Annotated in this window: 21 protein-coding genes; 11 read left to right on the top strand and 10 right to left on the bottom strand. The window is 70.3% G+C overall.

Going from position 1 to position 20,913, the window contains the following annotated elements; all coding sequences use genetic code 11:
* Positions 1 to 57: 57 nt before the first annotated feature.
* The 3 genes from ABEA67_RS15925 to ABEA67_RS15935 form a co-directional block, all read right to left on the bottom strand.
* On the bottom strand, positions 58 to 1,215 hold the full coding sequence (locus ABEA67_RS15925) for an ABC transporter substrate-binding protein (protein ID WP_345467058.1): 1,158 nt from the start codon (positions 1,213 to 1,215) through the stop codon (positions 58 to 60).
* A gap of 274 nt (positions 1,216 to 1,489) precedes the next feature.
* Positions 1,490 to 2,629 carry an acyl-CoA dehydrogenase family protein gene (locus ABEA67_RS15930; RefSeq protein ID WP_345467060.1) on the bottom strand — a complete coding sequence of 380 codons (1,140 nt, stop codon included), beginning with the start codon at positions 2,627 to 2,629 and terminating at the stop codon, positions 1,490 to 1,492.
* Positions 2,630 to 2,764: 135 nt separating this feature from the next.
* On the bottom strand, positions 2,765 to 3,829 hold the full coding sequence (locus ABEA67_RS15935) for a lipid II:glycine glycyltransferase FemX (protein WP_345467062.1): 1,065 nt from the start codon (positions 3,827 to 3,829) through the stop codon (positions 2,765 to 2,767).
* Between the two features lie 109 nt (positions 3,830 to 3,938).
* On the opposite strand from ABEA67_RS15935, the gene ABEA67_RS15940 reads away from it, so the two are divergent.
* The 4 genes from ABEA67_RS15940 to ABEA67_RS15955 all read left to right on the top strand — a co-directional run bounded on the left by ABEA67_RS15940 (position 3,939) and on the right by ABEA67_RS15955 (position 8,667).
* On the top strand, positions 3,939 to 4,967 hold the full coding sequence (locus ABEA67_RS15940; protein WP_345467063.1) for a peptidylprolyl isomerase: 1,029 nt from the start codon (positions 3,939 to 3,941) through the stop codon (positions 4,965 to 4,967).
* A gap of 366 nt (positions 4,968 to 5,333) precedes the next feature.
* The gene (locus ABEA67_RS15945; protein ID WP_345467066.1) at positions 5,334 to 6,191 is read left to right on the top strand and encodes a DegV family protein; all 858 of its coding nucleotides are present in this window, start codon (positions 5,334 to 5,336) and stop codon (positions 6,189 to 6,191) included.
* Positions 6,191 to 7,690 (top strand): YifB family Mg chelatase-like AAA ATPase, encoded by a 1,500-nt coding sequence (locus tag ABEA67_RS15950; RefSeq protein ID WP_345467068.1) that lies wholly within the window; start codon positions 6,191 to 6,193, stop codon positions 7,688 to 7,690. The genes ABEA67_RS15945 and ABEA67_RS15950 overlap by 1 nt, the downstream gene beginning before the upstream one ends.
* Positions 7,687 to 8,667, top strand: coding sequence for a hypothetical protein (locus tag ABEA67_RS15955; RefSeq protein WP_345467071.1), 981 nt, complete (start codon positions 7,687 to 7,689; stop codon positions 8,665 to 8,667). Before ABEA67_RS15950 ends, ABEA67_RS15955 begins: the two co-directional genes overlap by 4 nt.
* Before the next feature lie 63 nt (positions 8,668 to 8,730).
* On the opposite strand, the gene ABEA67_RS15960 is transcribed toward ABEA67_RS15955, so the two are convergent.
* The 4 genes from ABEA67_RS15960 to abxC all read right to left on the bottom strand — a co-directional run bounded on the left by ABEA67_RS15960 (position 8,731) and on the right by abxC (position 12,576).
* Positions 8,731 to 10,356: a HAMP domain-containing protein gene (locus ABEA67_RS15960; protein WP_345467073.1), complete on the bottom strand. Its 1,626-nt coding sequence runs from the start codon at positions 10,354 to 10,356 to the stop codon at positions 8,731 to 8,733.
* Positions 10,357 to 10,459: 103 nt separating this feature from the next.
* Positions 10,460 to 10,885, bottom strand: a complete 426-nt coding sequence (locus ABEA67_RS15965; RefSeq protein WP_345467075.1) for a DUF8082 domain-containing protein — start codon at positions 10,883 to 10,885, stop codon at positions 10,460 to 10,462.
* Complete coding sequence (locus ABEA67_RS15970) at positions 10,882 to 11,709, bottom strand: hypothetical protein (protein WP_345467077.1); 828 nt, start codon at positions 11,707 to 11,709, stop codon at positions 10,882 to 10,884. Before ABEA67_RS15970 ends, ABEA67_RS15965 begins: the two co-directional genes overlap by 4 nt.
* 207 nt (positions 11,710 to 11,916) lie before the next feature.
* Positions 11,917 to 12,576 carry a monothiol bacilliredoxin AbxC gene (gene abxC, locus ABEA67_RS15975; RefSeq protein WP_345467079.1) on the bottom strand — a complete coding sequence of 220 codons (660 nt, stop codon included), beginning with the start codon at positions 12,574 to 12,576 and terminating at the stop codon, positions 11,917 to 11,919.
* Between the two features lie 72 nt (positions 12,577 to 12,648).
* On the opposite strand from abxC, the gene ABEA67_RS15980 reads away from it, so the two are divergent.
* Positions 12,649 to 12,885 (top strand): hypothetical protein, encoded by a 237-nt coding sequence (locus tag ABEA67_RS15980; RefSeq protein WP_345467081.1) that lies wholly within the window; start codon positions 12,649 to 12,651, stop codon positions 12,883 to 12,885.
* Here ABEA67_RS15980 and ABEA67_RS15985 read toward each other — a convergent pair.
* The 3 genes from ABEA67_RS15985 to ABEA67_RS15995 all read right to left on the bottom strand — a co-directional run bounded on the left by ABEA67_RS15985 (position 12,882) and on the right by ABEA67_RS15995 (position 16,215).
* On the bottom strand, positions 12,882 to 13,838 hold the full coding sequence (locus tag ABEA67_RS15985; RefSeq protein ID WP_345467084.1) for a class I SAM-dependent rRNA methyltransferase: 957 nt from the start codon (positions 13,836 to 13,838) through the stop codon (positions 12,882 to 12,884). The two genes, ABEA67_RS15980 and ABEA67_RS15985, sit on opposite strands and share 4 nt — an antisense overlap.
* An 88-nt stretch (positions 13,839 to 13,926) precedes the next feature.
* Positions 13,927 to 14,844 (bottom strand): phospho-N-acetylmuramoyl-pentapeptide-transferase, encoded by a 918-nt coding sequence (locus ABEA67_RS15990; RefSeq protein ID WP_345467086.1) that lies wholly within the window; start codon positions 14,842 to 14,844, stop codon positions 13,927 to 13,929.
* A 411-nt stretch (positions 14,845 to 15,255) separates the two neighbouring features.
* Positions 15,256 to 16,215 (bottom strand): helix-turn-helix transcriptional regulator, encoded by a 960-nt coding sequence (locus ABEA67_RS15995; RefSeq protein WP_345467089.1) that lies wholly within the window; start codon positions 16,213 to 16,215, stop codon positions 15,256 to 15,258.
* An 84-nt stretch (positions 16,216 to 16,299) separates the two neighbouring features.
* On the opposite strand from ABEA67_RS15995, the gene ABEA67_RS16000 reads away from it, so the two are divergent.
* The 6 genes from ABEA67_RS16000 (at position 16,300) to ABEA67_RS16025 (ending at position 20,737) form a co-directional block, all read left to right on the top strand.
* A complete protein-coding gene (locus ABEA67_RS16000) occupies positions 16,300 to 16,788 on the top strand; it encodes a DinB family protein (protein WP_345467091.1) in 489 nt (162 codons plus the stop codon).
* A gap of 348 nt (positions 16,789 to 17,136) precedes the next feature.
* Entirely contained in the window at positions 17,137 to 17,661 is a 525-nt protein-coding gene (locus ABEA67_RS16005) for a hypothetical protein (protein ID WP_345467093.1), read from the top strand.
* A gap of 89 nt (positions 17,662 to 17,750) precedes the next feature.
* Positions 17,751 to 18,206 (top strand): DUF421 domain-containing protein, encoded by a 456-nt coding sequence (locus ABEA67_RS16010; protein ID WP_345467095.1) that lies wholly within the window; start codon positions 17,751 to 17,753, stop codon positions 18,204 to 18,206.
* Positions 18,207 to 18,269: 63 nt separating this feature from the next.
* Positions 18,270 to 19,217 carry a GNAT family N-acetyltransferase gene (locus tag ABEA67_RS16015; RefSeq protein ID WP_345467099.1) on the top strand — a complete coding sequence of 316 codons (948 nt, stop codon included), beginning with the start codon at positions 18,270 to 18,272 and terminating at the stop codon, positions 19,215 to 19,217.
* Between the two features lie 68 nt (positions 19,218 to 19,285).
* Positions 19,286 to 19,933, top strand: coding sequence for a TetR/AcrR family transcriptional regulator (locus ABEA67_RS16020; protein WP_345467102.1), 648 nt, complete (start codon positions 19,286 to 19,288; stop codon positions 19,931 to 19,933).
* Positions 19,934 to 19,993: 60 nt separating this feature from the next.
* The gene (locus tag ABEA67_RS16025) at positions 19,994 to 20,737 is read left to right on the top strand and encodes an alpha/beta hydrolase family protein (RefSeq protein ID WP_345467105.1); all 744 of its coding nucleotides are present in this window, start codon (positions 19,994 to 19,996) and stop codon (positions 20,735 to 20,737) included.
* The last annotated feature ends 176 nt before the right edge of the window (positions 20,738 to 20,913 follow it).

The raw sequence follows: 20,913 nt of genomic DNA on the forward strand, positions 1-20,913 counted from the left end.
AGCCGCCAGCCGCCAGCAGAGACGTTGCTGGGCGCTGGCGGCTGGCCGCTGGTCGCCTTATTTCAGGAACACGAACGTCCCGTTCTTGGCGTCCTTCATCTTGATCTGGGCGACGTAGAATTCCTTTTGCATGATCTCGCCTTCCTTGTCGAAGCGCAGCTCACCCAGCGGGGTGTTGTACTTCCCGGCCAGAATCTGCTTGTTCAGGGCGGCGCGCAGATCATCGAGGTCCCACTGGGCCAGCTTCTTCTGGCGGTCGAGCACCTTCAGGGCGTCCACCATCACCTGCACGCCCGCGTAGGCCTGGGCGGCGAACTGGGGCGGGTCCTTTTTGTACTGGGCGCGGTATTCCTTGACGAAAAGCTGGTTGGAGGCGCTGGGCTGCGCGGGGCTGTAGGCCTGCGCGATGATCACGCCGTCGCAGTACTTCTGGCAGACCGGGAAGATGTTGGAGGTGTTCAGGCCGTTGCCGCCCACGATCAGGCCCTTGTAGCCGAGTTGCCGGAGCTGCTTGACCAGGTTGCCGCCGTCCGCCGCGAGGCCGGAAATGATCACCAGGTCCACGTCGGCGTTCAGCACCGAGGTCACCTGCGTCGTGAAGTCGGTGTCGGTGGTCTGGAACTTCTGCACGGTGGCGACGTTCAGCCCCTGCGCCTTGGCGGCGTCCTGAAAGGTGCCCGTCTCGCTGGTCGAGAAGGCGTCGTTCTGGGCGTACAGGACCGCGACCTTCTTGATCTTGGGGTCGAGTTTCAGCGCCTGCTTGATGGCGTTGGGGGCCACCACGGCCACCGGGGCCGAGACGCGCGCGATGTAGTCCCCGATCTGCGGAATGCCCTTGGCGGTGTTGCTCGGCCCCAGCACCGGCACCTTGGCCCGCTCGGCGATGGGGTCGGCCGCAAAGGCCTGCTGCGAGAGCGTCGGCCCCACGATGCCCACCACGTTCCCCTTGCCGATCAGGTTCTGGAAGGCGTTGATGGCGCTGTTCTCGTCGCCTGCCGCGTCCTGAAAGATCAGCTTGATCGGCGTGCCGCCGATACCGCCGTGCGCGTTGATGTGCTTCTCGGCCAGCCTGGCCCCGATCACCTGCTCCTGCCCCAGCAGCGCGGTGTTGCTGGTCTGCGCGAGCGCGATCCCGATGGGCACCGGCACCTGCACCTTCTGGGCCTGGCCGGTCGCCAGCAGCCCCAGAGCAATCGTCAAAGCAGTTCGTTTCATCCCTGTTCCTCCCCATAAAGGCGTGTCCAGCCTGAAGCCAGGTGGTGTGATAGGCGGCCTGATGAGCCGGGCGTTGTGGTTGGGCACACTATCCGGTGGGGGGCGGGGGAAGTCAAGCCGGGAGTCCGGCGCTGAGCTGGACAGGCGTGGGGGGTGGGCCAAGGCGTTTCCTACTCCGGCCCGTGCACCGGAAAAAGCTGCGCCACGGGAAAAGCACCGGGGCGGCCCGGTGCTTCATTGCCTACTCGCTTCGCTCGCCGCCTTCGGCGTGGCATTACCGCAGCAGATTCCGACTGATCACCACCCGCTGAATCTCATTGGTCCCCTCATAGATCTGGTTGAGCTTCACGTCGCGCAGCAGCTTCTCGACCGGGTACTCGGCCACGTAGCCGTAGCCGCCGTGCACCTGAATCGCCTCGTTGGCGGCGTCGAAGGCCATCTCCGAGCAGTAGGCTTTGGCAATCGCGCTCTCGAAGCCGTGCGGCAGGCCCTGATCCACCAGCCAGGCGGCCTTCCAGGTCATCAGGCGGCCCGTCTCGACGCCCATCGCCATGTTCGCCAGCTTGAACTGGATGGCCTGGAAGTCCGAGATCGGCTTCCCGAACGCCTCGCGCTGCTTGGCGTACTTCAGGCTCTCCTCCAGCGCGCGGCGGGCCACGCCGACCGACCCGGCGGCCACCGGAATGCGCGTCTTGTCGAGCGTCTTCATGGCGATCTTGAAGCCGTCGCCCAGGCCGCCGAGCTGGTTCTCGCGCGGCACACGCACGTTCTCGAATACCAGTTCGGAGGTCAGGCTGGCGCGCTGGCCCATCTTGTGCTTGATCTTGTTGTAGGAAAAGCCGGGGGCGTCCTTGGGAACGACGATGGCGACGGTCGCGCGGTGCCCGCCCTGGCGGTCGGTGGTGGCAAAGACCACCGTGACTTCGGCAATGCCGCCGTTGCTGATCCACATCTTGGTGCCGTTGATGACCCACTCGTCGCCGTCCAGCACGGCGGTGGTGTGCATCGCGGCGGCGTCGGAGCCGTTGTTCGGCTCGCTGAGGGCGAAGGCGGCCAGCGCGGGCTTCTCGGTCAGCGGCCCCAGGAAGCGCTTCTGCTGCTCCTCGGTGCCGCCCACCAGGATCGGCGTGATACCCAGCTCGGAGGCCATCAGGACCGTGTAGATGCCCATGCAGCCGTAGGCCAGCTCCTCCCCGATGATGCACTCGTCGAGCATGCCCAGGCCCAGGCCGCCCGCGTGTTCGGGAATGGCGATGTTCAGCAGGCCGACCTCGAAGGCCTTTTCGACCACCTGCCAGGGGAGTTCTTCCTTCTGGTCGTACTCGGCCGCAATCGGGATGATTTCCTTGCGCGTGAAGTCGCGCGCGAGTTGCTGAAGCTGTTTCTGCTCGTCGGTCAGGGTGAAATCGATCATGGGAGGACTCCTGGAAGGGAAATGGACTTCGCAAGGCGGCGGGAACACCGTTTCTAGACTCGGTTCAATTTAACACGCCCTGTTTCGTGGTTCCGGGACCGGGGCGTTACTGGAGGTGGGACGCAAACCATCCCCTCACAGCACGTCCTCCGCGCTTCCGCGCTTGCGCAGGTTGTTCTGCGTCTTGCGCCAGCGCAGCGCCTGGACGATGGCGGGGGCGGCCGCGTTCAGGTTCAGGTCGTAGGCGGGGTACCACACGCGCTGCTCGGAGAACTTCAGCTTCATCTTGAACACGCCGAAGGAATGCTTTTCCTCGTCGAGCCGGCGCGGAATGCCCCAGAAGTCGAAGAGGGTGTAGCCCCGGCGTTTGGCGTCCAGCATCGCATTCCAGTAAAAGGCGTCGGGGGCCTTGGCGTCCTTGAAGGGCGTGCCGTCGGGCTGGGTGCGGTCGTCGCGGACGCTGCCGCCGAACAGGTAATAGGTGCCGGTACCCATCGCCAGGAAAAAGCCCCCGGCCAGCGCCTTGCCCTCGTGCCGCGAGAGAACGATGTACGCCTCGCCGCCGTGGGCACTCCCCTCGCGCAGCATCGTCTCGTAGTAGGCGCGGGGGAAGGCCCCCAGCTTGGCGCGCGCGTTGGTCGCGGTGAAAATCTCCCAGAAGGCGTCGAAGTCGTCGTCGCGCCCGGCCACCACGCCCATCTTCTGTGCGGCGCGCACGTTGCGGCGGGCCATGGAGTGCAGGCCCGCGAACAGTTCTTCCTCGGAGCGGGTGAGGTCCGCGATGATGGTGTGTTCGGGCTGCTCGCTCTCGGCGCGGCGGAAGGGGCCGAAAGCCTCGGGCACGGGCACGCCCTCAATGGCGGGGATGGGGGAGGGCGGCTCGATTTTCAGCAGGGCGTCGGTGGGCCGTGCCACCTTCCGCACCGCCTCCGCCACCGCCGGGAGCAGGTCGAGCGACTCCAGCGCGGGGCCGCGTGGGGCGTAGAGCGTGGAAAAGCCCGGCACCAGCCGTTTGCGCAGCAGTTGCAGCGCCCCGACCGTCTGGCCCTGCTGCTGAATCAGGTAGCGCATGGGCGTCTGCCCCAGCACCCGGCGCGCCTCGCCGTAGCCCCAGCCTTGCAGGGCGCTGGTGATGGGAAGCGAGCGCACCGCGTCGTCGTACACGCGGGGATCGTTGGTGGGCACGAGGGTCAGGCGCATCGGGGGGGATTGTAGCAGGGGAGGGGAAGTCCCCTTCTGGTCAGGCGGCCCCATTCACCTGGCCCTGAGTCAACGCTCGCCGCGCCCCGCCGGGCGGTACAGTGAAAAGATGAAACAAAGCATTCTGACGCTCGCGCTCCTGCTCGGCGGCGCGGCCCTCGCCCAGACCACCCCCACGACGCCGACCACGCCCCCTCCCACCGCGCCCGCGCCGACCACACCGGCTCCCACGGCCCCGGCGACACCCGCCCAGGCCGCCAGCCCGCAGACGGTGGTCGCGCAGGTGGGGACCGAAAGCTACACACTGGCCGACTTCGACCGGGCCTTCCGCATCGCGGTGGCGCGCGTGCTGAACTCGCAGGGCGTACCCTACACCCCCGAGATGCTGGCCGAATTCGCGGAGGCCCGCCCGGACTTCCTGACCCAGTTTGCCCGTGACCGCGCGGTGTACCAGCTCGCGCGCCGGAACACCCAGGTCGCGCCCGCCCAGATCGACGCGCAGGTGGCGGCGGCCCGCAAGGGTTTTGCCAGCGACGCGGAGTTTGCCGAGGCCCTCAAGGCGACCGGCTTTGACAACGAGGCCGAACTGCGGGCCGACCTGGAGCGGCAGGCGGTGGTGCAGGCCTACCTCGACAGCATCAAGGGCCGCTTCACCTTCGGGGACGCGCTGGTGCAGAGCTTCTACAACCTCAACCGCGCCTCGTTCAACCGGCCCGCCGAGGCCTGCGTGAAGCACATCCTGGTCAAGACCCAGGCCGAGGGCCAGGCCGTGCTGGGGGCCGTGCAGGGCGGCGCGGACTTCGCGCAGCTCGCCAAGGAAAAGAGCCAGGACCCCGGCAGCGCGGGCGAGGGCGGCGACCTGGGCTGCATCTCGCCCGGCGACACGGTGGAGGCCTTTGACCGCGCCTCCTTCAACGCCCCGCTCAACCAGCCGCAACTGGTCCAGACCCAGTACGGCTGGCACGTGCTGGTCGTGACCAAGCGCAACGCGGCGGGCCTGGCCCCCCTGAGCGAGGTCGCGCCCCTGATTCGTGAACAGCTCGCCCGCGACGCCGCCCAGAAGTACCTGGACGCCCAGATTGCCCGCCTGAACATCCAGACGAACAAGGCCGCCGTCACGCCGCCCGCGACGAAGTAATACGGATTCCGTCCAATTCCTGAACAGTCGGGAGGGCACCGCCTGTTCATCCATTTCCCGAAATCCGCCCTTGTTCCTTCTCCCTCTGGTCGGATTTCCGGGTGTTTTCAACACCCTTCAATCGGAATCAGTATAAGCAGCACCGGGGCGGGAGCTGGCGCGCCTCTCCCAAAAAGAGAGCCGGCCCCGCTCCTCCCGGCTGCCGCGCTGCTTGCCGGGTTCCGGCCTCCTCCCCCTCTTGCGGGGAGGAGCTTTTTTTTATCCCGAACGTTGCTGCCGGGCGGCCTCCGTGTCTGGCCCCGGCCGCCCACCCCCGGCCCCCGGTTTGTGCCCGCCGACTCGGGACCGGCCCGCTAGACTGCGCGGGTGACGAGTGAACGCATAGCGCTGGTAACCGACAGCACGGCGGACATCAGCGAGGCCGAGCGGGCGGCGCTGGGGGTCACGGTCGTGCCGCTGACGCTGGAGATGGACGGCGCGGTCTACAGCGACCCGGGCACCCTGATCCGCCCCGGCCTGGAGGTGATGACCAGCGCGGCCCTGTGCGCGCGGATGCTGGCCGGCAGCGCGCCCCGCACCAGCCGGGGAACGCCCGAGGACTTCGCCCGGCATTACGAGGCCGCACTGGGGTCTGCGGAGCGCGTGCTGTGCCTGCCGGTGGCCTCCAGCCTCAGCGGCACCTCCGAGTCGGCGGTGCAGGCCGCGCAGGAGTTCGGGGGGCGCGTGCGGGTGGTGGACACGCGGGCGGTCAGTGCGGCGCTGGGGGCGGCGGTGCGGCAGGCGCGGGTGTGGCTGGACGCGGGCCGTGACCCGGTCAGCGTGGCCGCCGCGCTGACCGGGTACGGTGAGCGGGTCTTTCTGCGCCTGGTGCCGCAGGATCTGCGCTGGCTGATCGCGGGCGGCCGGCTGTCGCGGGTGGCGGGGGCCGCCGCGCGGATGCTGAACGTGCGGCCCGTCATCGCGGTCGAGGGGGGCCGGGTGGACGCGGTGGCGCGGGTGCGGGGCTTTCATGCGGCGCTGCGCGAACTGGTCCGCGCCTTTCCCGAAGGCCGCGAGGCCGTCGTGCTGCACGCCGGGAACCCCGAAGACGCCGGCTGGCTGGCCGGGGAACTGGCGCTCAGGAATATCCGCGTCGTTGGCACCCGGGAGGTCGCCGCCGTCCTGCTGGTGCATGCCGGACCGGGAACGGTTGGCGTGGCAGGGCTGCCCGCGGGGGTGCGCTGATGCTGGCGCGTGCCCGCAGCGTGGCCCTGATCGGCGTGGATGCCGTCCCGGTCGAGGTGGAGGTGGATGTCAGTCCGGGCCTGCCCGCCTTCACGGTGGTCGGCCTGCCCGATCAGGCGGTCAGTGAGGCCCGCGAGCGCGTGCGTGCGGCGGTGCGGAACGCGGGCCTGCCCTTTCCCGCCGCGCGCATCACGGTGAACCTGGCCCCCGCCGACCTGCGCAAGGAGGGGCCGCTGTACGACCTGCCCATCGCCCTGGGTCTGCTGGCCGCCCAGGAATTGCTGCCCGCCGGGGCGCTGGCGGGGGTGGTGAGCGCCGGGGAACTCGCCCTGGACGGCTCGCTGCGGCCCATCGCCGGGGCGGTGAACCTCGCGCTGCTGGCGGCGCAGGAGGGCCTGCCCGCCCTGCTGCCGGGCGGCAATGCCCCGGAAGCGGCCCTGATCGACGGCGTGACCGTGTACGGCGCGGCCACCCTGCAAGAGGCGGTGCAGCACCTCACCGGCCAGACCCCTCTGGCCGCAGCGCCGCCGCCTGAACCTGCGCCGAGCGACACCGCACTGCTGGACCTCGCGGACCTCAAGGGGCAGACGGCGGCCAAACGGGCGCTGGAAATCGCCGTCGCGGGTGGACATAACCTCCTGCTGATTGGCGCGCCGGGCAGCGGCAAGACCATGCTGGCCCGCCGTGCGCCCGGCCTGCTGCCGCCCCTGACACGGGCCGAGGCGCTGGAGGTCACGCGCATTCATTCCGCCGCAGGCCTCCTTGCGGCGCGGGGGGGGCTGGTCGGGCAGGCCCCCTACCGTGCCCCGCACCACACCGTCAGCGATGCGGGGCTGATCGGCGGCGGCAGCGTGCCCAAACCGGGCGAGGTGTCGCTGGCGCACCGGGGCGTCCTCTTCCTCGACGAGTTCCCCGAGTTCTCGCGCAAGGCGCTGGAAACCCTGCGGCAGCCCCTCGAAGACGGGCAGGTGACGATCAGCCGCGCCCGCGCCACGGTGAGCTATCCGGCCCGCTTCCAGCTGATCGGGGCCATGAACCCCTGCCCCTGCGGTCACCACGGCGACCCCGAAAAGGCCTGCACCTGCACGCCCGCCGAGCGCACCCGTTACGCCGCGCGTCTGAGTGGCCCGCTGCTCGACCGTATCGACCTGATCGTGCGCGTGCCGCGCCTCTCGGTGGACGAGCTGAGCCGCGCGCCGGAATCGGAGGGCAGCGCCCAGATCCGCCAGCGGGTGGTGCGTGCCCGCGACACCATGCTGGCGCGGCAGGGCACCCGCAACAGCGATCTGGTGGGCCAGGGCCTGCGCCACCACGCGCCGCTCGCGCCCGGCCCGGAGGGCTTTGTGCGCGCTGCGGCCCGGCAGCTCGGCCTGACAGGACGGGGCTTCGACCGCGTGCTGCGTGTGGCGCGCACGGTCGCCGACCTCGCGGGCAGCGCCGACATCCGCGAGGCCCATCTGGCCGAGGCCGTGACCTACCGCCCGCGTGATCTGGTATGAGCCTCACACTGCTGCCCGACCTGGGCGACCTGCTGCGCCTGCACCCGCAGCTCAATGCGGGCACCGTCGTCGAGCTGCTGCGCCACTTGCAGAAGAACGGTGGAGCCGGGCCGGAAGTACTGTGGGCCAGCGGGCCTGACCCCGACCATCCCCTGCGCGACGCGCTGCCCGCCGCGGGGTTCGGCATCCGCGAGCTGCCGCTGGCGTTGCCGGATGTCGAGGCCGAATACGCCCAGCTCGTTTCCTTTCTGAACCAGTACCCCCAGGGCCGCGAGCGCCTACGGGCGGCGGCCCAGGCCGAGCAGGCCTTCGCGGCGGTCCTGACGGCTCCCCTGACCCTCCCCCTGGCCCTGGGGCCGGAGGTGCAGGAGGCAGCCCGCGCCTACCACTCGGCCATCCGGGAGGCGCTGGGCGAGGGACCGGGCACCCGCTGGCACGAGCGGCGGCTGGACGCGGTGGCCGCGGCCCTGGCCGACGTGGCGGACGGTGTGGTCCTGGCCCCGCTGGACGACCTCCCCGGCCTGCTGGACCGGCTGCCCGCCGCGCGGCTCCCCGACCTGACCGGTTTCACGCCCGGCGAAACCTCCCGCCTGCGTGCCCTGGCCGACCGCGCCTGGCAACTGCGCGAGGACGATGACCTGGGGGCGCTGCTGGACGCCCTGGACCGCGAATCCGGTGACGCCGTCACGCCCAGGGCCGAACTGGACGCCGCCGCCGCCGGCATCTATCTCGCTGTCGGGGACCTGGCGGGTGCCCGCGCTCTATTGGAACGCGCCGCCCACGCCCTCACCGATGACGTGCCCCGCAGCCTCCCCGGCGTGGTGCTGGCCCGGCTGGGGCAGGTGCGGGACGCGCAGGGCGAGCGGGAGCTGGCGGTGCGGACCTACCGCGTCCTCCTCGCGCTGAACCACGCCCCCGCCTTCACGCGCGAGGTGGCGGAGGCGGGGCTGAGGGAGGCCTTCCGGCTGGAGATGTAAAGAGGCGGTGCGCGGGACACAGGAAGGCTTTTCCCGCGTCCCGCGCACCGCGCCCTGCCTCCCTTACGCGCGCTTGCGGCGGCGCAGGCGGTCCATCGCGGATTCCAGGCTCAGGCGCATGCGTTCGAGGGCCTGGGCCAGGTCGCCGATCTCGTCGTTGCGGTCGGCCTGCACCGGGCGGGTCAGGTCGCCCATGCTGATGGCGTCGGCCACCTTCACCAGGCGCTCGATAGGCTGCACGACGCGGCGGGCGGCGCGCAGAGCCAGAATCGCCGCGAGGACCAGCGCCAGCAGCGACACGCCCAGCACCAGCAGCAGCGTGTTGCGCAGGTTGGCCTGCGCCTGGTTGGTGGGCACCCCCACCGCGATGCGGTACAGCAGGTCCGAGCTGTCCTCGGTGGCAGAGGCGGTCGTGCGCTGGCCGTTTCCGGTGTCCACCACGCCCAGGCGGCTCACCACGTAGTTGGTGCGCTCGGCCTGCTGGTTGTCCTTGTTCCCGGCCAGGTCACGCAGTTCCTTGGCCTGGGGCGAGTCGCCCGCGCCGACCTCTTCGAGTTGCTTGAGCTGCTCGCGGTAGGCGTCGGCGGCGCTGCCGCTGGTCACGAAGGTGCCGGTTTCCGGGTGGTCCTTGAGGAAGCCCGCGACGCGGCCCTGCAAGGTGCCGTCAAGCTGCGGGTTCTGGCTGCGGAAGTAGGTGGTGCCGTCGGGCAGTTCGACGCGCACGAAGCCGACGCTTGAACGCTTGAGCAGCGCGTCGAGCTGGGCATTCACCGTTTCCTGGTCGCGGGTGTCCAGGCTGGTGCCCACGGCCACGGCGACCGCCTCGGCGTTCTGCTGCACCAGCTGGCGCTGGAGGCTGGGCAGGATGGCCGTCAGCAGCCCCAGCGTCAGCGCGGTGGACAGCGCCAGCGGCGCGAGCGCCCCGACCGTCATCTGCCGCGCCAGGCTGCGGCGGCGGCCCAGTGGCCCCCGCGCCTCGTCCGACACGGCGGTCAGGAACATCTCGGGCGAGGCAGCCTCGGCCTCGGCCTGCGGCTTGCTGTCGTGGATGGTCAGCGCGCCCGTGAAGTCCGACCAGATGTCGCCACTGCCCGCAGGGTTGCCCCCCGCGGGGTCAGCGGGCGTGACCGGGAGGGTTCCGGCCAGCCCTCCCCCGCCGGGAGCTGCGTCGGCGGCCGGGAAGGGGGGCAGGCTGCTGGCTCCCACCGGGGCGGTGCCCTCCGCCCGCAGGGGGGCCGCGAAGGGGTCGGTGCCCAGGGCAGCCGGGGCGAAGGGGTCCGCCGCCAGGTCAGCCCACACGTCGTCGGCGGGCAGGGTCAGCACGCCGGGTTCGGCCCGGCTGGCCGCGCCCGCCTCCGGCAGGGAGGCTGCCGGGGCCGCGCTGCCGCCCAGGTCGGGCACGGCACGCAGCACTGACCCCGCGGCCGGGGCCGCCTGGAACGGACTGGGCATTTCCGTCGTCTCGTCCCGCACCTCCTCCAGCGCGACCTGGGCACCCAGGTCCTCGAAAACGTGCAGCAGCAGGTCGGCGCGGGCACGCCCGGTCGGCTTCATCAGGCGGCCCGAGCGGCGGGCGGCCAGGCGCTGCGCCTGCTCGCTGCTGAGTCCGAAGCGCTCCACGAGCTGCTGCTCCAGGGCCGGACGCACCTCGTCCGGGACAGGTTGACGGAGGGTGACCGTGTACTTCATGCGTTGCCCTTCCTGGCCGCCGGGCCGGTCGTCCCCGTATGGGACGCGCCGCCGGGCTGCCACGGCTCAAGTCGCCGGGAATGAAAAGAGAGTGCGGAGCCGTTCATGCCAGCCCCCGCGCGCGCAGGTGCCGCACAAAGGCCTGCACCTGCGCCTCGCTGAGCTGCGCCGCCACCCTGGAGAGCAGCGTGCTGAGGGGAATCTGCTCTCCCAGTTCGTCGAGAACGTCGTCCACCATGAATTCGCCCATTGGGCCGACCACGGCGATCACGCACTGGGTGACCGCCTGCGCCGAGGCCTCGGTGACCGGCTGGGTGCGCTGGGCGGCGCGGCTGGCCCAGGCCGCGGCCTGCGCGACGGTCGCCTGCACGATCTGCGGCGTGACCCGCGCGAGCCGCGCGACCTCGGCCGCGTCCCGCACGCCGTCCACGTGGTGCAGCACGCGCCACACCGCGAAGGGGAGGGGGGTTTCGCCGGTCAGGCCCGGCGGCCAGGCGGGGGTGCCTTCTGCTGTTTGCGGGGCAGTCATGGTGTCTCCAGTCCGGCGGCCGCCCACTCGGGCCGCGCGCGCAGTTCCGTGATCGGCAGGTCGGCCAGCCGCAGCCCCAGGCGGGCCAGGGTGGCCTGGAACCCGCCGAGCAGCGCGGGTTGCACCTCGGCCAGTTCCAGTTCGGGTTCGACCCGGAGCTGCCCGCCCTGCACAGTGACCTCCTGGGCAAAGGGGTCGAGGCAGGGATGCTCGTCGGCCAGGCGCATGCTGACCTGCCGCCACGCCTCGTCCAGCGGTGTGACGCGGTGGGCGGTGGCGATCAGCTCGCGCCAGAAGGCCAGCAGCGCCGCCTGACCGACCGCGCCCCCCCCGAGCTGCGAAAGCGTCTGGCAGGCCGCGCCGGAAGCGGGCAGCGTGCCGCCGATGGCGCGGCCCCCCTCCCAGAAGCTACAGGTGCCGTCATGCAGCAGCACCCCCGCAAAGCGTTGACGTTCCAGGTCGGCCTGGAGTTCGGGCCAGTGGGTGGCCTGCGGCTGTGGCGACCCGGTGCGGCTGGCCCACACCAGTTCCGCGACCGCCGGGGCAAGCGGGACCAGCGTGACCTGCGCGCGCGGCAGGGCGTTCATGGCCAGGGGCCAGGTCACGTCACCGGCGGCGGTAAAGCCGCCCCGCAGCGTGCCGCGCACCCAGACGAAGCGCGCCCAGTCCGGTCCCTGCTGCGCGTCGAAGATGCCGCTCAGGCCCTCGGCCTGCCGGGCGGCGAGGTCCACGGTCACCTCGGTCCAGGGGTAGTGGTCGGTCAGGAGCTGCACGTAGGCGGCACGGTCCAGGGGCACGGAAAGGCGGGGTTGGGGCATCGACATGGCGTTTGGGGAGTCCTGAGGAGAATGAAGAAGAACCGCAGAGGTCGTGGCCCGTGGCCGGAGCGTCACGACATCAGAGAAGAACTTGGCCCTATCACACCGCACCGGCTCTTACGCGCCGCTTACATCCTCACCCGGCCTTCATGCCGGAATCAGAAAAACCCCGCCCGGCACGCGGCCCAGGCGGGGAAGAGGTGGGAACAGACTTCAGCCCAGTTCGTTCAGCAGATCCTGCACGCGGGCCTTGAGGTCGCCGCGATCCTGGGGGGTGCCGAGCTGGTGCAGGCCGCCGTGGTAGGCGTCCGGGTCCCCGAACAGGCGGGAGAGCGCCTCGAACTCACGCTGGCTGCGCAGGCTGGCATCGTCACGGAACAGGGTCACGTACTGGTCCTGAAACGCCCAGTCGCTCAGTTGCCCGTCCAGATAGGCCCGCATCAGGCGGCGGTACGGCTCCACGTTGTCGTCGGTGGCGACCGCGCCCTCGCCGCTGCGGCGCGGCACCTGCGCCTCGAACACCGGGGCCAGGGCCTCGGGGGTGATGTCCCAGTTGTTCACCTCGAACCGCGGCTGGCCTTCCTGGAACAGGATGAACTGCGGGCTGTGGTGCTGGATGCCTGTCAGCTCGGCCACGTGGTTGCTGGCGGGCCGCCAGTCCACCACGCGGATGAAGCCCACCGGCAGCTCGTGCTTTTGCAGGAAGGTTTCCAGCACGCCGAAGCCCTGCATGGTCTTGTGGCAGGTTCCGGCCTTGAACACCGCCGCCAGCGGGTACTCCGCCAGGAAGGTGTCCACCTCCTCCGGGGTGGTGAGGGGCACCAGCACCTGCTGCTGCTCGGCGGCTGCGGAAGAGCCTGAAGTCTGCGTCATGCCCCCAGCATAGCGCCCACTTTAGAAAACGAAGTGAGGTGGGCCACAGGGACAGAGCGGGTATCCTGAGGCATGACCAGCGCCAGCGAATTCGTCCACCTCGTGCTGGGAAACGTTTCTGTCAGCGCCTTCGTGATCCCGGAGGAGCTGAGCCGCATCGAGGCGGGCGAGGTCGTGGACGTAGTGCTGAGGCAGGTCACGGCCATTCATGGCGACGTGGGCGAGGAGCTGGCGCTGGGTGACGTGGCCTGCACCTTCATCGGCGGGGAGCCTTCGCCGTTCGTGCCCGCGCCGCATCGGGACGGCTAACCCAGCGCCCACACCTGCGCCTTGAGGTGCGTGGCACCGGGGTAGTCCTCGCCCGCGCCCAGCCCAGCGCCGGGGCGACCCGGCCGCCCGGCCTCCGCCAGCCCCGCCGTGACCAGCCGCTCGAACGTCCTGGCCGTCACGCCCGCGTGGTTCGTCACGGCGAGGAGGCGACCCCCCGGCGCAGTGACGGCGGCGGCCAGCGTGACCAGCGTCCCGTAATCCCGCTCGGCCCGCCACACGCCCGACTTGCCCCGCGCGAAGCTGGGGGGGTCGAGAATCACCAGGTCGAAGGCGTCCTCCCGTTTGGCCAGTCGCCGCAGCCACTCGAACACGTCGCCGTAGAGGAAATCGGGGTCGGGGGCAGGCAGGCCACTGAGGGCGTAGTTCTCCTGCCCCCAGGCCAGCGCCTTGCGCGAGAGGTCCACGTTCTTCACGACCTCCGCCCCGCCCAGCGCCGCGTTCAGGCCGAAGCCGCAGGTGTAGGCGAAGGTATTCAGCACCCGCCCGCCCACCGGGGCATGGTCGCGCACCCAGCCGCGCAGCAGCCGCGCATCGGTGAACAGCCCGGTACTCAGGTCCGCGCCCGGCCGCAGCAGGAAGGGCACGCCGCGCTCCAGCGCCACGACCTCGGGCCGCGCCTCGCCCCACACCGGCTCGGGCGGCGACAGCCACTCGCGCGCCACGTTCGCCGCGTGCCGGGCCTCCACCGGGCGGCGTTTCAGGTACACCCCAGCCACCCCCGGCAGCGCCCCACACGCCGCCGCCAGCCGCGCCTCCTCCTCTGCCGTCAGGTCCGCGTACAGGCTCAGCACCGCCGCGTCGCCCAGCAGGTCCAGCGCGAACACGCCGCCCGTTTCGGTCGTGTGCGCTGCGCGAAAGGCGGTGGTCCCCTCGGCGGACAGGTGCGCGCGCCGGGCCAGGAGGGCGGGAAGGTCGGGGAGGGGCGGGGTCACGGGGGCAAGTGTAGAGGGTGGGAAGCGGTACGCGGTACGCGGGAGGCAGTGTTCTTGCCCGCGTACCGCGCACCGCTTCCTGCTTCCCCTACGGCCTTCCCCCCAGAATCCACCACACTGCCGCCGTCGCCACCGCCGTGATCACCCAGAAGCGGGTGGAGACGTGGGTTTCCGGCCAGCCGCTCAGCTCGAAGTGGTGCTGGATGGGACTCATCTTGAAGACGCGCTTGCCGCGCAGGCGGAAGGAGATGACCTGAATCACCACGCTCAGCACCGCCACGACCGGGATGATGGCGGCCAGGGGCAGCAGCCACACGTCGGCATAGAGCACGTAGGCCCCGGCAGCAATCGCCCCGATGGCGTGACTGCCCATGTCGCCCATAAAGACCCGCGCGGGGTGCGCGTTGAACCACAGAAAGCCCAGCAGCGCGGCGACCAGCAGCGCCGAGACGGGCGACACGGCCAGCAGCGGCAGCAGCACGATCATCGCCACGCCCGCCAGCAGGCCGTCCACCCCATCGGTGAAGTTGAAGGCGTTTGCGGCCCCCACCATCACCAGCGTGAGCAGGATGACGTCGGGCCACTGGCCCAGGCTGGGCAGCAGTTCATGGCTGGCGAGCGGCGCGGCGAAGTACGCGAAGGCCAGGCCCACCAGGAATTGCAGCGGGAACTTCTCGCGGGCCAGCAGTTCCTTCTTGCCGCCGCCGCGCATCCGCGAGCGGATTTTCAGCAGGTCGTCGATGCCACCGATGATGCCCATCCCCAGCGCCGCGAGCATGATCAGCAGTTCGCGCTCGCCGCCCGCGTGCCCGGTGAAGTACAGCGGGAAGAACACCAGCGCCAGCGCCAGCACAAAGGCCACGCCGCCTGCCGTGGGCGTGCCCTCCTTTTTCAGGTGCGTCTGCGGACCGTCCTTGCGGACCGGCTGCCCCCAGCCGCAGGCCTTGCTGGCGCGAATGAACAGGCCCACCAGGAACCACGACAGCAGCGCGCAGACGACCGTCACGCCTCACCCCGCACGGTGAACCGACCCAGAAAAAGAAGCAGCATCTCAACCGGGGAGCCTACCACGGGGCTTCCGGCCCCAGGGGTGGGGGAATGGGGGAGGGCAGAGCAAGCGCAAAATCCGGTTCTAGGTATGCCTGCCCCGGTCAACCCCTCAGTCAGCTTTGCTGACAGCTCCCCTCAAGGGGAGCCAGGGGCGCTGTCTGGCCTCTAGAAAGCCAAATCTGTTGCCTCCCTTTGAGGGGACTTGTAAAGCTGCGAAGCAGAGGTGGCCCGAAGGGCTGGAGGGGTTGAGTTACTTGCAGAGGGGTCGAGCGAGGCTGTGCAACCACCGCGACTTTGGGGTTGCCCTGTGGGGGAGGGCGGGTGCGGCCTGCCGGTTATCCGGAGCATCACAGCTTCGCGGGCCAGTTCAGGGAGCCAGCCGCGCCGCCTGTGCCCGGTCGGCCAGCCGGCCGAACACCTCCCGCAGTTCGGGGGGCCGGTGGACGGTGAAGGGGCAGTCCAGGCGCAGCAGCAGCGTGGCGAAGGGTTCCAGCGCCTCGCGTTGGCAGCGCAGCCAGGTGCCCCCACGCCCCGCGTCCGGTTCCAGGGCCACCCGCCAGGGGGCAAAGTGGGGGGCGGCAGCCTCCAGGGGCAGGTCCAGCCACACCTCCACCTCGAAGGGTGCGTGGACGAACGGCAGGGTCGAACGCAGGTAGGCCCGCGCGTCGAAGTCGTCGGGGCGGGTGAAGGTGCGGGGCAGCAGCGCCGGGGCGGCGATCCGGTCCAGCCGGAAGGTCCGCAGCGCGGCCCGCGTCAGGCAGCGGCCCACCGCGTACCAGCGGCCATCCAGGTGAACGACGCCGTAGACCTCCACCTCCCGCTGGGTGTCCTCGCCCGCGTGCGAGCGGTAGGCAAAGGCCACCGCGCGCCCGGCGTGCATGGCCGCCAGCAGCGCCGACAGCACCTCCGCGCCGATCGGGACGGTCCAGGGAAAGGCGTCGAGTTGCACGGTTTCCTCCAGCGTCCGCATCCGCTCGCGCAGCGCGTGGGGCAGGGTGCGGCTGAGCTTGGCGCTCGCGCCCGCCACCGCTGGGGCCAGCGCCGTCAGGCCCAGGTGATGCAGGGCGTGCAGGCCCAGCGCGAGCGCCAGCGCCTCCTCCTCCCCGAACATCAGCGGGGGCAGGCGGAAGCCCGGTTTCAGGCGGTACGCGCCCCCGACCCCCCGCGTGGACTCCACCGGAATCCCCAGGTCCTGCAAGCGGGCAATGTAGCGCTGCACCGTGCGCGGGCTGACCTCCAGCCGCCGCGCCAGCTCCGCGCCCGTCACCCGCTCGTGGGCCTGGAGGAGTTCCAGTACGGTCAGCACCCGCATGGAGGGGTCGTACATGGCCCCAGCATGCCACGCTCAGGCGGCTGCTCCGGACGACAGGTCCTGACGGGAATTCCAGTTACGCTGTGGGCGGAGGTCAAGATGCAGAATACGCCCGCTGTTGATTCCCCCGTTATCGTCTCGCCCGCCCAGTTTCTGGAGTACTGGCAGGGCAATCGCCGCCTGACCCGCCGCGTGATCGAGGCGTTTCCTGAAGACCAGCTGTTCAGCTTCAGTGTGGGCGGCATGCGACCCTTCGGCGTCCTGGCCTGGGAAATCCAGCAGGTCAGCGAATTGACCCTGACGGGGTTGCTGACCGGCGACTGGCCCATGCCCGACTGGCGCGAGGGGGTCTCGCAGGACCGCGCCGAACTGCTGGCGCGCTGGGACGACCTGACCGCCCGCATCGAGGCGGAGTTGCCGCAGGTGGACGTGGCCTTCTTTCCGCAGACGCACACGCTCCCCTGGGGCGAGATGAGTGGCTGGGCCGCCGCCATCTACAACATCGACAACGAGATTCACCACCGGGGGCAGGGCTACGTGTACCTGCGCGCGCTGGGGCTGGAGCCGCCGCCCTTCTACGAACGCTGATACCAAATTGCGTTGATTCCTTGGAATCGACCGAGCGGACTTGCAAAGCTGCGCAGCAGAGCGAGCAGCAAAAAGGACGGGATTGCGGCGATGGAACCGCCCAGTGTCCAGAGCCGCCTCTGGACACGCTTTTAGGGCGGGCGGGAACATCTGGCGCTTTCCCAGATGTCCGGGAATCAGAGCAATCCCGTATGACGCGGCGAAACATATCCACGGGGAGGCCGGAGCCAGAGTGCTGCGGCCTCCCCGTCTGTCGTGCCACTTGCTGAAGAAGTTCTTCACTCCCGCTGAGTGTGTCCTCGCGTACTGTCAGGGCATGAGCAACCGCTGGACTGAGGCAGGCCCCATTTGAGCGGGCCGTCACGCATAGGCGACCTGGAGCTGAGCCAGGACCTGGACTTTCACCGCCGGGAAATCCGGGGGGAGAAGATCGGCTGGGCGGTGATGCTGCTCGTCGTCCTGGCGGCCCTGCTGGGGCTGTTCGGCTCCGGCCCCCTGAGTACGGGCGAGGCCAGGACGCCGGATGGTCGGCTGGAAGCCGAGTACAACCGCTTTGCGCGGTACATGGCCCCCGCCGAACTGCGGCTGACCTTCCGCCCGGAGGCGGTGCGGGAGGGACAGGTGCAGGTCTGGCTGAGCCGCGACTACCTGCAACACATGGTCATCCAGAAGGTCATTCCCGAACCCGACTCGGTCCAGCTCGACGGCCCGCGCCTGATCTACACCTTCAACGTGCGGCAGGGCACGCAGTCGGGCGATCTCGTGTTCGAGCTGGAAACCGAGGCGATCGGCCGCCTGAACGGGTCGCTGGGCCTTATGGAACCTACCGGAGCGGCGCAGGGAGCCGGGTTTTCGACCTTCATCTACCCCTGAGCGCGGCTTTCCCCTTACCACGCTGCTCCTCAGCACACTTCCCCTCACGACCCCTCCCCCTCACCACACTTCCCCGGCTGGAGGCCCCGATGGACGCCGTTTTACGTTCTGCCGCCATTTACCTATTTCTGCTGCTGATTTTCCGGGTCGCCGGAAAGCGGACGCTGACCCAGATCACCACCTTCGACTTCGTGCTGCTCCTGATCATCAGTGAGGTGACGCAGCAGGCCATGATCGGGGACGACTTCTCGATCACCCAGGCGGTGCTGGCGATCGTCACCCTGGTCGGGCTGGACATCTCCCTCTCGCTGTGGAAACAGCGTTCGCCCCGCGTCGAGCGGCTGATAGACAGCGTTCCCGTCCTGATTCTGGAAAACGGTCAGCCCATCAAGGAGCGGATGGAGCAGCTCCGCATCGATGAGTCGGACATTCTGAATGCCGCGCGGGAGTTGCAGGGCCTGGAGCGCCTCGACCAGATCAAGTACGCCATCCTCGAACGCTCCGGCAACATCTCGGTGATTCCCCGGCCGAATGCCGGGGGCTGAGGGCCTGCGCCCCGCCACCCGGCGTATTCCCCAGTCGCTTCACGTCCTGCTACGTTCGGGGTAGTGACCCACCTGACCCTGCCCACCGCCCGCGACCTGGCTGCCTGCTCGCTCGCCGCGCAGCATCCCCTCACCCGGCTGTGGGTGGACGATACAGCTCGCCTGGACCTGCTCGCGGAGGAACACGCCTTCGACCTGCAACTCGCTACGGACCTCGACCTGGCCGCGGGGCGGGCGGAGTTCCTGGACGTGGGGCAGCCGCCGGAAGCCTTTCTGAACCGCTGGGTGGAGGTGCGGCCTGACCTCCGGGCGATGCTCTCCATCCGGTTTGAGCGGCTCGACCCCACCCGGCCCTTCGTGGACGTGAGCGTGACCTCGCGGCCCCTCGTTCCGGCAGATGTGCCCGCCCTGAAGGACGCCGCGGAGGTGGCCTATGGAGCCTTCCACCCACCACGCCTGCGGCTGTGGAGCGCCGAACCGCTGGACGGCTGGCCCGCGCGGCTGCCCGGTGCCCGGCCCGACATGCGGGTGCTGGCCGCGCCCCTGACGGAGTTGCGGGCGGGACAGGTGCCCGAAGGGCTGACCCTCGCGCCCACCCGCGACACCTCCCGCCACGCCGAGGCGGCGCGGGCCTATGCCGCCCTGGACGCGGCCCACCCCGACCATACCCGGCAGGCCCGCCTGCTGAGCGAGGAGGACCTGCAAGAGGTCATGGACGAGGGCACCATGTTCGACGTGCTGTGGCAGGGCGAGTGGAGCGGGTACGCCGGGGCGCTGGCCGAAACGAAACTGGGCCTGCCCGCCTACGTCGTTCAGGAACTGCTGCTGACGCCGCGGGCGCGCGGCCAGGGCCTCGGCGCACACCTCAGCACGTTGCTGGCACGGGCGCTGCCCGAAGAGGGGCGGGTGCTGCTGGGCACCGTCCACGGCGAGAATCTGGGGGCGCGGCGGGCGGCCCTGAAGGCGGGGCGGTACGACGTGGGCGGCTGGACCTGGGTGCCGCTGGGCTGACCCGGTTCATGGCCCAACCGTGAGAAAGGGGACTGGGAGAAGCGGTGGCCTGGCGCTACCCTGGGGGCGTGAAGGTGGACCGTGGGGAACAGGATGACGCCCGGCGTGAACGCATCGCCCGCGCGGCTTTCGAGTTGTTCGCGCGCCGCGGTCTGGAGGGCACCAGCGCGCAGGAAATCGCCCGCGCCGCGTTCGTCAGCCGCACCAACCTCTACCGCTACTACCCCAGCAAGGTGCATATGCTGCTCGCCCACTTCGAGCGCACCGTACGCGACACTCACGATGAGGCCGTGCGCCGCCTGCACGCGGGCGCGGCACCCCAGGCGGTCTGGGGGCACGTCACGGCCCGCATGGCCGACCTGGGCGTGCGCTACCGCCATCTGGTCGGCGCGGTGGGGCACGCGGTGCTGGGGGCGCGGCAGGGCAGCAGCGAGGATGTCCGCACGGCACTGACGCTGGTGGCGCTGGTCGAACCCGTGCTGCTGGCCATGCGTGACCGGGGGACCCTGCGCGGCGGCGTGGACACCCACCTGCTGAGCGCCCTGCTGGTGGACGCCTGCCTGCTGGCCCTGCTGCACGGCGGCCACCGCGACCAGCGCGAGGTGCTGCGCGACTGGCAGGACCGCTTCAGCCTGCTGCTGTACGGCGTCCTGGCTCCCGGCGTGACCGAGGAGGGCCTGCGGGAAGACCCGCTGATTCTGCCAGACCGGTCCTGAGCGCTCCCGTTCGGGAGTGGCATCACGAAGGGGGGCAGCGGTGAACCGTACTCTCCCCCCATGCGGCCGCCCACGCCCCGGATTCTGGAAGAACAGCCCGTTTCGGGCGGCACCCGCCTTCACCTCGAACTGCGGGTGAGAAGCGGGACGTTTCCCGCCATCCTCCAGGTTCCGCAGGGAGTGGCCCGCGCGCCTGCCGCGCTGCTGCTGCACGGCTTCTCCTCGCGGGGCGCGGTGATGGCCGAGACGGTGGGGCAGGCGCTGCTGCGGCAGGGGGTGGCGTCGCTCGCCCCGGACCTGCCGCAGCACGGCACGCGGGGCAATCCGCACGACCTCCAGTCCCTGCGCCAGCCGCTGGAGGCGGTGCGGCTGTGGCGGCTCGCCCTGCAGGAGGCGGAGGCGGCCACAGCGTACCTGCGCGCGCACGCGGTGGTGGACGGGTCGCGCGTGGGGGCCGTGGGGTACTCGCTGGGGTCGTTCCTCACGCTGATGCTGGCCGCGCGGCAGCCCGAAATCCGGGCGGTGGTGTTGGCGGCGGGGGGCGACCTCCCCCAGCACCCGGTGTTGACGGCCCTGGCGCGCCCCATCGCGGACCCCCTGCGGGCGGTGCGCCAACTGGCCGGCCGGCCCCTACTGATGGTGAATGGCCGGTATGACCCGGTGATTCGCCCGGAGCAGGCCGAGCGGCTCTTCGCGGCGGCGCGGGAACCGAAAGAACTGCGCTGGTGGGAGGGCGGGCACACCCTGTCCCCCGCCGCCATTCTGGACGTTGCGAACTGGCTGGCCCGGACCCTGGAGGCTTGAGCCTCAGCCGACCGGGACTTCCTTCAGCCGTTCCTTAAAGCGTGCACCAGTGGTGGCGCGGACCTCCTCCAGGGTGGTGCCGGGCAGCAGTTCGGTGAGGGTGAGTTGGCCGTCCAGGAACTCGAAGACGGCTTTATCGGTGATGACCATGCTCACGTTGCCCCGTGCGGTCAGGG

Source organism: Deinococcus carri (assembly GCF_039545055.1).
Lineage (GTDB): Bacteria > Deinococcota > Deinococci > Deinococcales > Deinococcaceae > Deinococcus > Deinococcus carri.